This window comes from Clostridium sp. DL1XJH146 (genome assembly GCF_054819755.1).
The window spans coordinates 1-243 of sequence record NZ_JBTVVN010000174.1; the positions used below are offsets into that span (position 1 = coordinate 1).

Here is a 243-nt window from a genome sequence, read left to right on the forward strand (position 1 = left end):
GTATCTTAAACCATCACGTTCCGCCAGCCAGCCGCTTATTTGATTGCTGATAATGGAAGTAATACCATAGAGAAATAAAATAATCGTAATTGCATTCGCACCAAAACCCAGCGGACCAGCTAATAATGGTCGTAAATAAGTATATAGCGGATAAACACTCGCCAAATTAAATAACGGTAACAGCATTCCAATTAAAATACGGTGATCTGCAAAAATTCGTAACTGTTGCTTCATCTTACTGCG

At 38.3% G+C, this 243-nt stretch carries 1 protein-coding gene; it reads right to left on the reverse strand.

Features of this window, described 5'->3' with window-relative positions:
• The coding region (locus ACVHXK_RS18980; RefSeq protein WP_461207957.1) for a hypothetical protein at positions 1 to 243 on the reverse strand (243 nt) is incomplete at both ends.